Origin of the sequence: Paludisphaera soli (assembly GCF_011064595.1) — a bacterium.
Taxonomy (GTDB): Bacteria; Planctomycetota; Planctomycetia; order Isosphaerales; family Isosphaeraceae; genus Paludisphaera; species Paludisphaera soli.
This window is the reverse complement of sequence record NZ_JAALJI010000013.1, coordinates 93922-105821: the sequence shown is the minus strand read 5'-3', so window position 1 is coordinate 105821 and position 11900 is coordinate 93922. Positions and strand designations below refer to the sequence as shown.

7 protein-coding genes and 1 pseudogene are annotated in these 11900 nt (G+C 69.6%); 5 read left to right on the top strand and 3 right to left on the bottom strand.

Annotation, left to right across the window (positions count from 1 at the left end):
* Nucleotides 1-54: 54 nt before the first annotated feature.
* Entirely contained in the window at nucleotides 55-3120 is a 3066-nt protein-coding gene (locus G6O68_RS17330) for a hypothetical protein (protein WP_165249887.1), read from the bottom strand.
* Between the two features lie 392 nt (nucleotides 3121-3512).
* Entirely contained in the window at nucleotides 3513-3806 is a 294-nt protein-coding gene (locus G6O68_RS17325; RefSeq protein ID WP_165249886.1) for a hypothetical protein, read from the bottom strand.
* A gap of 166 nt (nucleotides 3807-3972) precedes the next feature.
* Between G6O68_RS17325 and G6O68_RS17320 the strand changes: the two genes are divergently transcribed.
* From G6O68_RS17320 to G6O68_RS17300, 5 genes and pseudogenes are all read left to right on the top strand, one after another.
* Nucleotides 3973-4377 (top strand): GatB/YqeY domain-containing protein, encoded by a 405-nt coding sequence (locus G6O68_RS17320; RefSeq protein ID WP_165249885.1) that lies wholly within the window; start codon nucleotides 3973-3975, stop codon nucleotides 4375-4377.
* Nucleotides 4378-4461: 84 nt separating this feature from the next.
* On the top strand, nucleotides 4462-6669 hold the full coding sequence (locus tag G6O68_RS17315; RefSeq protein ID WP_165249884.1) for a PSD1 and planctomycete cytochrome C domain-containing protein: 2208 nt from the start codon (nucleotides 4462-4464) through the stop codon (nucleotides 6667-6669).
* Between the two features lie 17 nt (nucleotides 6670-6686).
* Nucleotides 6687-8177, top strand: coding sequence for a DUF1501 domain-containing protein (locus tag G6O68_RS17310; RefSeq protein ID WP_165249883.1), 1491 nt, complete (start codon nucleotides 6687-6689; stop codon nucleotides 8175-8177).
* Nucleotides 8178-8219: 42 nt separating this feature from the next.
* Complete coding sequence (locus tag G6O68_RS17305) at nucleotides 8220-8981, top strand: carbohydrate-binding family 9-like protein (protein ID WP_165249882.1); 762 nt, start codon at nucleotides 8220-8222, stop codon at nucleotides 8979-8981.
* Between the two features lie 266 nt (nucleotides 8982-9247).
* Nucleotides 9248-9550 (top strand): annotated as a pseudogene (locus G6O68_RS17300) (protein kinase domain-containing protein); the annotation flags it as partial.
* A gap of 252 nt (nucleotides 9551-9802) precedes the next feature.
* Here G6O68_RS17300 and G6O68_RS17295 read toward each other — a convergent pair.
* Nucleotides 9803-11590, bottom strand: coding sequence for a DEAD/DEAH box helicase (locus tag G6O68_RS17295; protein WP_165249880.1), 1788 nt, complete (start codon nucleotides 11588-11590; stop codon nucleotides 9803-9805).
* Nucleotides 11591-11900 lie beyond the last annotated feature (310 nt).

Sequence of the window (11900 nt, the reverse complement as noted above, 5' to 3'; positions counted from 1 at the left end):
CGCCTCGGTGTTCGCGCCTCTCGGGCCGGGACGCCGCTCGGTCGCGGCGGCCGCTCAGAACGTCTTCAGCAGCTCGATCAGGGCGTCCTTGTCGTCGTCGGACATCGTCTTGAACCAGGGGAAGTCGTGCCCCCGGTCCATCACGAAATCGGGGCACTTGCTCACTTCGAGCAAGGCGGGGGCGACCTCTCGCCGCAGTTCCTCCTGGGCCGCCTCACCCTCCAAGCCCCTGGCTTCGAGGTCGCCGAGCGCCTTGCCGACCTCCGCCAGCGTCTTCGCCAGCTTCTTGGGCTCGGCCTCGGGGTTGATGTTCGCCAGCAGGCTGACCGGCGTGCCCGCCGGGATCGGGCCGATACGGACCTCGCCCACCCGCCCCAGCAGGAACGACGAGACGATCGCCAGCGCGAACGCCAGGATCATCGGGACGTAGCCCAGCAGGACCCGGCCCCTCAGCGTCTTCACCTTCAGGAGCGCGACCAGCGCGATCAGGGCCAGCCCGGCCGGGATCAGCAACGCCTTCCAGCTCCGCAGCCAGGGGTGACGGTCGAGAGTTTTCATCAAGACGTCCAGATTCGTCACCGCGAGATACGGGACGTGCCTTGCGGGCACGGACAGATACGACTCGACCGGCGTCCGCCAGATGAGCCCCCGGTCCTTCTTCAATCGCTGGGGCGTCGCCTCGTTGTAGCTGGAGCTTTCCAGCCGCCTCTCGGGCCAGAGCAGCTTGCGGATCGCGTCGTCGAACGCCAGCAGCCGGCCGTCGACGGAGGGGTCGTTGTTGAACAGGCCCAGGCTGTTGTTGTGCAGGAGGGGCGCCCCGGCCCAGATCGAGATCAGGGTCGGCACCCGGTAGAAGCCCGGCCCGCCGCCCCCGTCCGGGGCGCCCGCCGGCGCCTGGTGGCGGGGGGTGTAGAAATCCAGCTCCCCGGCCGTCCCCTTATAGGGGTTGAAGTACGAGATCGCCCCGACCGAGGGGAGCGCCCGGTAGTCTTCCGAGCTGAAGTCCTGCCACATCCGCCCGGTCATGGCGTTGGTCGCCATCGCCCGCGCCGAGTTGGTGCCGACGTAGTCGACGGGGATCCGGTAATCGGTGGAGAGGAAGTTGTCGAGCCAGAACGACGGCTTCTCCACGACCTTCTCCGCCCACTCCCGATACTTTGGATCGGCCAGCCAGCGGCCGGGATCGTGGTCCCAGAACTCGCCGCGCTCGGCGAACTCCGCCATCTCGGCGTGCCGCTCCTCGGGCTGGATGCTCGAATGGCAGACGATGCAATTCCGCGCGAAGACCTTCCGGCCCCGGCCCAGCTTGCTCGGGTCGATGTGCTTGGCTCGCGCCTCGGCGACGAGCTTCGAGAGGTCGAGCTTGTCCCGCTCGGCCTTGGCGCCGAGGGCCGCCTCGTCGATCGGCGCGGCGCGGTTTCGGTCGCGGTCGCCGAGCACGTCGAGGAGTCGCATCGGCGGGGTGATGCGCAGGAAGTAGTCGCGCATCGGCGCGACCCGCGCCTGGGTGGCGAGCCAGTAGACCGAATGGGCCTCGCAATCGTCGATCCGGAACGGCTCCTGCGGCTGGAAGCCCACGATCAGGCGGTTGATCCTGATCCACTGCTCCCAGTACGAGCCGATATTCAGATAGACCCGCGCCAGCGCGCCGTAGCCGCCGATCGAGTCGGAGCCGTCCAGCAGGATGCGCGGGACGCGTCGCGGGTCGTCGTTCGACTTCTCCAGCTCGGGCAGGTCGCGCTCCCGGTTCGGGTCCGCGGGCGTGGGATGCTTCAGGTAATCCGCGACGGCGTTGTAGGTCTCCGACTTGCCGATCTCCGAGTCGGCCCAAAGCGAGGGGAACGAGGCGGAGGTCGGCGCGAGCTGCTCCTTCGGGTTCCGCAGCGAGAGAGCGACGCGCTGCTTGAGCCCGAAGATCGAGTTCATCGTGTTCGTGTTGTTGATGCTGTCGGTCGGGAGCAGCGAGGTGTCGATCGTCCCCGGCGGTTGGCTGTCCAGCAGGTGGTAGACGAAGCTCTCCGGGGTCAGCAGGTTGCCGAACACGCCGCGGATCCGCAGGTATTGCGCTCCGGTGTTGCCCGACAGGTTCGCCCAGCTCGGGTCGGCGATGTCCTTCGGCGGGTTCAGGGGGCTGAACGAGGTGTGGCAGAAGGCGCAGCTCATCCCCACGCGGAACGGGCGGACCAGCTCCGGATTGCTGTAATAGTCCGGGTCGTTATAGAACTTCTCGGGGTCCCAGTAGGCTCGGGCCTTCGCGTCGAAGTTGGGGTTCGGGAAGAGTCGCAGGCCGATGACGCCGCTGGAGAGGCCGTAGATCTCCGGCGGGAGTTCCTTGTAGCCGTCGCCGTAGCCCTCGGCCTTGTCCTCCTCGTAGGCTTTCGCCGCGTAGCCCGGTTTTGGGTATCCTCCCGGACGGTCGGTCGCGAAAGCCCGCTTCAGGAAAGCCTCCCGCGCCGCGCGCCGGCGGGGGTCCGAGGGGACGCTGAGCCGGACGCCGAAATCGGTCGCCTGGGGCGTGCCCGGGTCGGTCATCTCGGGCTCATTGATGAGTCCCGCGTCGCGAAAGAGGGTCGAGCGGTTGCGGCCGTCCAGGATCTTCAGCAGGTCGCTGCCGCCGAAGCTGTTGTTCGCCAGCCAGTCCCAGAAGCCCTCGTTGCCGGCGCACCAGGCCATCCAGGTATTCCGGCCGATCGCCTCCGAGGTGGTCAGTTCGAGAGTTCCAACCTTGCGTTCCGGGCGCCGCTCGATCCCCGCACAGGACTCTCCCTCGGGCTTCTTCCCCGACTCCGGATCGAGGTCCAGGAGCTGATCGGGCCACTCCTTGGCCCCCTCGGCGGGACGGCCGACCACGTCCATGTCGGGGAAGTAGTCGACCTTCGGCGGGGCGTAGTCTCGGGCCGCCTCCTCGGGCGTCCGCCCCGCGAGCCGGGCCCGCACCATCGCCTCGTCGTCCGGCGGGACGCCGCCGGACGACGAACACCCCAGGCCGATCGCCGTCCCCGCGAGAAGGAACCAGGCGATGCCGTGACGTCGAATCCTCAGGCGTCCCGGCCCACCCTCGATCGGGATCGGCGCCCCGGCCGTCGCCGCGACCGCCGTCGGCTTGCTTTCGAGCATCATGGCGAGGATTCCCAGGGGTGATCGTCGAAGATGAGGCGCGAGAAGACTCCCCCGGCGCGGCGCGTACCGCGATCGAGCACCTCGACCCGGCCATCCTTTTGCGTGGTCAGGCCGGAAGGACCGGGACAGGTTCGATGACGCGATTGGGACGGCGAACCGGGACTGACGAGGGCCCGACGAAGCGGACTAATACCAACCAAACAAGTCGAAGTGAGCCGATTTCCGACCATACTATACGGCCGAAGCGGCAGCTTGCTTTCAGGAATTTTCAATAAAGCGCGAGATTCCCAATCCCCCGGGTGAGGCCCGCGCGCGAGATCGCCCGTCCGACGCCGAGGCGCCGGACGGGCGATGGGATCGCATCGAAAATCGTCGCAGAAGCCGGCGCCGGGTCAGGCCACGGCCTTGGTTTCCTCATCGGCGTCGTAGAGGAGGAGGTTCGCGCGATGGAACTCCTCGTGCGTCACCTCGAACGGGGAGCCGGCGATGGCCCACATCCCCTCGATGACCTCTTCGATCGACCCTTCGGGCTCGTCCCAGGTGGCGACCATCGTCTCCTCGCCCCGAACCAGGACTTCGAGCCCCTGGTCCAGGAGATAGGTCTCGATCTCGCCGCGATGGGCGGGGTCGACGGCGAAGGTCCAGCGGATCATCTCGATGGTCAGCGTTTCGTCGGCGGAGCTCATGGTTCGTCCTCCCTCCGTGGAATTCGATTGCCAGGCGTCCCCCTTCCCATCGGCCCCGGAGACCGCCCGGCTTGAAACCCGGGGCGTCCTCCGACGATGATCGGGGGACGTCGATACGACGAGGCGACCCCGCGCGGTCGCGCAATTTGTCAGGAGTAGCCAGGTCATGACGATCGTCCAGAAGATGCGGAGCCAGCTCGCCCCGGCCATGAAGGCCCGCGACGCGGCCAAGACGGCCTTCTTGCGATACTGGATCGCCCAGCTCACGCTGGGCACGGGGGCCGAGATGGCCGACGCCGAGGCCGTGAAGAAGATGCGGAGCGTCCTCAAGGAAGCGAAGTCCGGCGTCACCACCTTCACGGCCGAGGAGCTGGAACTCCTCCGCGAATGGGTCCCCGCCAGCCTCACGCCCGAGCGGATCCTGGAACTCCTCGCGCCGGCGGCCGATCCGATCCGCGCCGCGGCCAAGGAAGGCCAGGCCCTGGGCGTCGCCATGAAGGCCCTCGCCGGGCAGGCCGTGGAGACCGAGGACGTGAAGGCCGCCGTCGCCGCCCTGAGGAGCCAGCCTTGACCCCTCGGAAACGAATTGTTTAACCTGGGTTCAGCGACCGATATCCGAAAATCCAGCGGCCCGCTGACCCCCGGGGCGAAAAGCATGATGGTTCGCTCCCTCGCCTGGCTCCCCGCCCTCGTCCTCGCGATCGCCTCGACTCGCCCGGACGCGAGGGCCGAGGAGCCTCCCGCGCCCGCCGACCCCGCCAAGGCCGAGCTGTTCACGACCCGAATCGAGCCCCTGCTCACCGCCCGCTGCCTCAAGTGCCACGGCGGCGAGAAGACGCGCGGGGGCCTTCGCGTGGACGACCGGGCGGCCCTCTTGAAGGGGGGAGACCTGGGGCCGGCCGTCGACCTGGACGAGCCGGGCGAGAGCCTGCTCCTCAAGGCGGTACGCTACGAGGAAGGGCTGGAGATGCCCCCCTCGGGACGCATCCCGGAGGACGAGGTCAAGGCGATCACCGATTGGCTCGCGGCCGGCGCCCCCTGGAAAGACGGCGACTCCTCGAAGCCGGCCCCGGCCGGGCCCGAGGAGTCGACCGCGCCGGCGGCCGGTTCGTGGCCCTACCGCGAGGTCGCACGCCCCGCCGTGCCGGCCGTCCGCGACCCGTCCTGGGCCCGCAACCCGGTCGACACCTTCCTGCTCGCCGGGATGGAGGCCGACGACCTCGCACCGGCGCCGGAAGCCGATCGCCGGACCCTGATCCGGCGCGCGACCTACGACCTTACCGGCCTGCCGCCGACCCCCGCGGACGTCGAGGAGTTCGAGGCCGACCCCGCGCCCGACGCCTTCGAGCGGCTGGTCGACCGCCTGCTCGCCTCGCCCCAGTACGGGGAGGCCTGGGGCCGCCACTGGCTCGACCTCGTCCGCTACGCCGAGACCAACGGCTACGAGCGCGACGCCGCCAAGCCCTTTATCTGGCGCTATCGCGACTACGTCGTGGACGCCTTCAACGCCGACAAGCCGTTCGACCGCTTCCTGACCGAACAGCTCGCGGGCGACGAGGTCGCCCCCGACTCGGTCGAGGCGCAGGTGGCCACCGGCTTCTACCGACTGGGCGTCTGGGACGACGAGCCGGCCGACAAGCCGCTCGCCCGCTACGACATGCTCGACGGCATCGTCTCCACCGTCGGCCAGGTCTTCCTGGGCATGACGATCAACTGCGCCCGCTGCCACGACCACAAGAAGGACCCCATCCCCCAGACCGACTACTATCGGCTGATGGCCTTCTTCATCGACATGGGGGGCCAGACCGGCCTGCAAACCCGCAAGGTCGGCCCGGACCGCGTCGAGGTCATGGCGGCCGCCGAGCGGGGCCGCGCCGAGCCGCACGTCCTGCTGCGGGGCAACCCGAATCTTGAGGGCCCCAAGGTCGAGCCGGGCGTGCCCGCGGTGCTGGATCCCGGCCAGGCGACCTTCGGCCCCGGGGTGGGGAAGCGTCGAGCCCTGGCGGAGTGGCTGGCCGACCGCCGCAACCCGATGACGGCCCGGGTCTTCGCCAACCGACTCTGGCAGTACCACTTCGGCCGCGGCCTGGTCCCCTCGCCCAACGACTTCGGCACCCTGGGCGAGCCGGCGACCCACCCCGAGCTGCTCGACTGGCTGGCCGTCGAGCTGATGGACGGCGGCTGGAAGGTCAAGCGGATGCACCGTCTCCTCATGCTGTCCTCCGCCTATCGCATGTCCTCGCGGCCGTCCGAGCAGGCGCTCGCCCGCGACCCGGCGAACCGGAAATTCCAACGGTTCCCGATGCGACGGCTCACGGCCGAGGAGGTCCGCGACGCCATCCTGAACGTCGCCGGCGTCCTCAACCCGAAGGCCAAAGGGCCCTGGGTCTGCCCGCCGATCCCGGACGAGGTGCTCGCCGGCCAGTCGGTCCCGGGCCAGGGCTGGAGCGTCTCGTCGCCCGAAGATGCGGCGCGACGCAGCCTCTACGTCCACGTCAAGCGGTCGCTGGCCGTCCCGATCCTGGCGACCCACGACGCCGCCGACACCGACACGAGCTGCCCGGTCCGCTACACGACGACGGTCCCCACCCAGGCGCTCGGGATGCTCAACGGGGCCTTCGCCAACGAGCTCGCCGAGAAGCTCGCCGACCGCCTGGCGGCCGGCCGCGAGGGGGACGACGCCGCCCAGGTCCGCGAGGCCGTCCGGCTGACGACCGGCAGGGAGCCGACCGCCGACGAGTCCGCCCGCGACGTGGCCTTCCTCCGCTCCCTACGCGAGGAGGCCGGGCTCTCGGAGCGCGCGGCCCTCGTCCAGTACGCCCTGCTCGCGATCAACGCCAACGCTTTCCTTTATCTGGACTGACCGAGGGAGAGGATCCCATGCACCCCGACGCCGACCCTCGCACCCCCGGCACGCCCCACGGCCAGTTCTGCGGCCGCACGCGCCGGGAGTTTTTGTGGGAGGCCGGCGGCGGCTTCACCGCGGCGGCCCTCGCCGGGCTCCTCTCGCAGGACGGATTCCTCGCCAAACAGGCCCGCGCGGCCGACGGCCTCACCCCGTTCGTCAACCCGCTCGCGCCCAAGACGCCGCCGAAGCCTGGCAAGGCCAAGAGCGTCATCTTCCTGTTCATGTACGGCGGCCCGAGCCACGTCGACACATTCGACCACAAGCCCCGGCTCTACCCGCTGGACGGCAAGACGATCGAGGTCAAGACGTTCGGCCGCGGCGGCAAGCGCAACGAGGGCCGCGTCGTCGGCCCCAAGTGGGCGTTCCGCCCCTACGGCGAGTGCGGCAAGATGGTCTCCGACCTGTTCCCGCACCTCGGGACGTGCGTCGACGACATGGCGTTCGTCCACTCGATGTACGCCGAGTCGCCGATCCACGGCTCGGCCATGCTGATGATGAACTCGGGCCGGATCCTCAGCGGCAACCCCTGCCTAGGCTCCTGGGTGACCTACGGCCTGGGGAGCGAGAACCAGAACCTGCCGGGCTTCGTCGTGATGCTCGACAAGACCGGCGGGCCGATCAGCGGCCCCAAGAACTGGTCGAGCGGCTACATGCCGGCCGTCTACCAGGGGACCGTCATCCGCGCCGACGGCGTGCCGATCCACGACTTGGCCGCCCCCGCCGGCACCGACCGCGCCCTCCAGCGCCGGCTGCTGGACCGCCTCCGCGAGAAGAACGAGGACCACCGCGCCCCCCGCGCCGACAACTCCGAACTGGCCGCGCGGATCGCCAGCTACGAGCTGGCCTTCCAGATGCAGCAGCACGCCCCCGAGGCCGTCGACTACGGCCAGGAGAGCGAGGAGACCCAGGCCCTCTACGGCATCGACCGGCCCGAGACCGCCGACTTCGGCCGCAAGTGCCTGCTCGCCCGCCGCCTGGTCGAGCGCGGGGTGCGGTTCATCCAGGTCTACTCCGGCGGGGCCCACAACGACGACAACTGGGACGCCCACGGCGACATCGTCTCCAACCACACGAAGCACGCCGGGCGGACCGACAGGCCCATCGCCGGCCTGATCCAGGACCTCAAGCGACGCGGCCTGCTCGACGAGACCCTGATCGTCTGGGGCGGCGAGTTCGGCCGCCAGCCGACCGCCGAGTTCGCCGAGGGGACCGGCCGCGACCACAACTCCTACGGCTTCACCGTCTGGATGGCCGGCGGCGGCGTCAAGGGGGGCGTGAGCGTCGGAACGACCGACGAGCTGGGCGCCGCCGCGGTCGACGACCGCTTCCACGTCAAGAACCTCCACGCCACGATCCTCGACCGCCTCGGCTTCGACCCCAACGCCCTCGCCTACTTCTACGGCGGGCTCGACCAGAAGCTCGTCGGCGTCGAGGGTGCCGAGCCGATTCATCAGCTGATCTGAACCCGTTGGGATCGCGATGCGGTCTCGCCAGGAGCCTTCGCCATGCGGTCGCGATCGTCGCAGGTCGTCCTGATGGCCCTCGTCGCGAGCCTCGCACCATCCCGGGACGACGCCCGCGCGGAGCCGCCGGTCACGCGCAAGGCCGCCTGCGTCTGGGCGGTCGAGGCGCCGAAGCTCGACGGCCGGCTCGACGACGCCTGCTGGAAACGGGCGCGGCCGATCACCGATTTCGCCGCCCTCTGGCTCGGCGAGTCGCGCCCCGGCACACGAGCCATGCTCGCCTGGGACGACCGCTACCTCTACTACGCGGCCGAGATGGACGACGCCGAGCTGCGGGCGTTCGGCCGCGAGCGGAACGACCACCTCTGGGAGGGAGACGTCTTCGAGATGTTCTTCAAGCCCGGCGAGGACCGGCCCGAGTACTACGAGTTCCAGGTCAACCCGCTGGCGACGGTCTTCGAAGTCGCCTTCCCGAAGCGTGGTCCGCTGGGCCGCGCCTTCCGCGACGAGCCCCCGCTCGGCCACGAGGCGGCGGTCGCCCTGCGCGGCACGCTCGACCGGCCCGGCGACGCCGACGAGGGCTGGACGGTCGAAGGCCGCATCCCCTGGTCGGCGTTCGCCGCCACCGGCGGCAAGCCGAAGCCCGGAGACGCCTGGCGCTTCGCCCTCTGCCGGTACGACCACGGCCCGGAGGGGACGAAGCCCGCCCTCATGAGTTCGGCTCCGCTCACGAAGGCCAGCTTCCACCGCTACGAGGACTACGGCGTCCTGACCTTCGAAGGCCGGCCGGAAGCCGCACGCTGATCGCCTGCACCCTCGCGGTCACTCCACGCGACGCCGGGGAAGGAGCGGCCGCTCCAGGACCGGCCCTAACGCGCAAGGTGATCTCGATTCGATCGCCCCTCGCTCGACGCGTCCTCTCGGCCCTGCTCCAATCGCGAGACATCCCCCGGTCGACGGACGCCGCTCCGATCAAGCAAGCGTCGGATCCTCACAAGCGAGGGCTGAATCGATGCCCCGGTTTCGCAGGGCGTCCGTAAGAAAGCGATTTCGACTTCCAGGCGGTAGCCCGATTCCAACACCCGAACTTCGTCGCGATGTACGATGTCGGCACGACCGGGGACTGGGGCTATGTCGTCCTGGAATTCCTGGATGGAGGGACGCTCAACGAGCAGTGGGCGACGGCCCCGCCGACTCCGCGTGAGGCTGCGGCCCTGATGAAAGTCGTCGCCGTCGCGATCAGCGAGCTTCACTCTCGTCACGCGCTCCACCACGACCTGAAGCTCGATCACATCCTGCTGGATTCCGAAGGGATCCCGCGGATCGCTATGCCACAGCCGGCGAGTTGGCCGACGACCTGGATCGGTTCCTGAAGGGGGAGCGAGTCCTAATCCGCCCCATCGGCCGGTGGGGCCGATCCGTCCGATGGTTCCGGCGGTTGCAAGGCGTCTCGCCGGGGATCCCGCGACGGGGCTGATCGGCCCCGGGCCGGCTCGATCGCAGAGCGGGGAGCGGTCGGTACGAGGGGGCCAGGGCCGAGAAGCCTCCGACCGCCCCGACGCCGGCTCTCCGGCCGCCGCGGCGCATCGTGGTCGCGCGGCGGCCGATCGCGGGCGGAGGGCGCGTCACTCCTCGCTTCGTTCGCGGCGGACGATGACGCTGCGGCCCTTGATGCGGCTGCCGCGGAGCGCGTCGATGACGGAGTCGGCCAGCTCGGAGGGGACCTCGACGAGCGAGAAGCGGTCGGCGATGTCGATGTCGCCCACCTGGCGGCCGGTCAAGCCGGCCTCGCCCGTGATGGCGCCGACGAGATCCTGCGGCCGCACCCCCGCGGCGCGGCCGGCGCCGACGAAAAGGCGGGTCATGTTCGCGCCACGGCTGCTGTCGCCGTCCGGACGACGGCGGTCGCCGCGCGGGTCGCGGCCGTCTCGAGAATTCCGAACGGGCCCCCGCCCTCCCGCGCCGCGGGCGTCGCGGAACGGCCGATCGCGCTGCATCTCGACGTCGGGGATGTCCTCCTCCTCCTGCTGGGAGTCGGCCCCGATCGACAGGTGCAGGAGCTTGGCGGCGGCCATCGCCACGTCCATCATGTCGAATTCGCCGGCCAGCGATTCGACGATCACGCGGTAACGCTCGAGCTCGCCGCCGACCACGGCCTCGCGGATCGACGCACGCGTCAGCTCGAGTCGGCGGGCCCGGAGGTCGGCCACCGTCGGGATCTTCTCGATGGTGATCTTCTGGCCCGTCGCGTGCTCGATCATCCGGAGTTGTCGGTGCTCGCGGGGCTCGGCCAGGGTGATCGCCACGCCCTCACGCCCGGCGCGGCCGACGCGGCCGATCCGGTGGACGTACGACTCGGCCTCGACCGGCACGTCGAAGTTGATGACGTGCGAAAGCTGCTGGATGTCCAGGCCGCGGGCGGCGACGTCGGTGGCGATCAGCAGCTCGGCCGTCTCGCTCCGGAACTTCTTCATGACCCGATTGCGCTGCTCCTGGGTCATGCCGCCGTGCAGCCCCTCGACGCGGCAGCCGCGGGCGCTCAGCGTCTCCACCAGGTCGTCGACCTCGTTGCGGCGGCGGCAGAAGACGATCGCCGAGGTCGGATTCTCGATGTCGAGCACCCGGCCGAGGGTCGCCAGCTTGTGGCCCCGGGGGACGATGTACGCGGTCTGCTTGACCAGGGGGACCGTGCCGGCGGCCGACGGCTCGGCCTGGATCTGGATCTTCTGAGGATCGGTCAGGTGCTTCTTGGCGATCGACGCGATCCGGGGGGGGAGCGTCGCCGAGAAGAGCACCGTCTGCCGCTCCTTGGGCGTGTCCGACAGGATCGACTCGATGTCCTCGGCGAAACCCATGTCCAGCATCTCGTCGGCCTCGTCGAGCACGACGATGCGGACGCCGTCCAGGCGGAGGGTCTTCCGCTTGATGAGGTCGAGCGCGCGGCCGGGCGTGGCGATGACGATGTCGGTCCCGCGCTCCAGCGCGCGGATCTGGGGCCCGTAGGCCTGTCCGCCGTACACCGGCAGTACCGAGGCACCCAGCGGCCTTCCATATTTGTGGACGGCCTCGGCGACCTGCATCGCAAGCTCGCGAGTCGGCACCAGCACCAGCGCGAACGGCCGGGCGTGCTTCTTGTCCGCCTCGGACAGCCGATGCAGCATCGGGAGGGCGAAGGCCGCCGTCTTGCCCGTACCGGTCGCCGCCTGTCCGACCAGATCCTTCCCCGTGAGCAACACGGGGATCGCCGCACGCTGAATCGGGGACGGCTCCTCATAGCCGAGCACCGTCAGGGCGTCCACTAGTCGCGGATCCAGCCCCAAGGTGGTGAACCCTGGCTCGACCGCCTTCTTCGACGCCTTCTCCAACTTCTCCGGTTTTTCTACCTTTTCAGCCTTCTCAGCCTTCTCAGCCATCCGCGGAACCTCACCCTTTCCCTCGCCCGCCCGCCGCCTTCGAAACAAGCCAATAGGGTAACAAATTCTCAATCCCTCGTCCATAACGAACGTGGGTGCGCCGATGCGGGGGCTGCTTCCGATCCTGGACGTCCGGCGGAAAGTCGCTCTTGGCGACGGTCCGCCGGGGAAGCCGTCGACGGCGACCAGAGCGGGTAGGACGTCGACTTGGCGGGCGAGGCCGTCTCGATGGAGCAGAATGGGCCCAGGGCCGCCTCGTCCTCGACCAGGCGTCGATCAGGGTGCCGGTATGCCTCGGCATCGCGTCGCC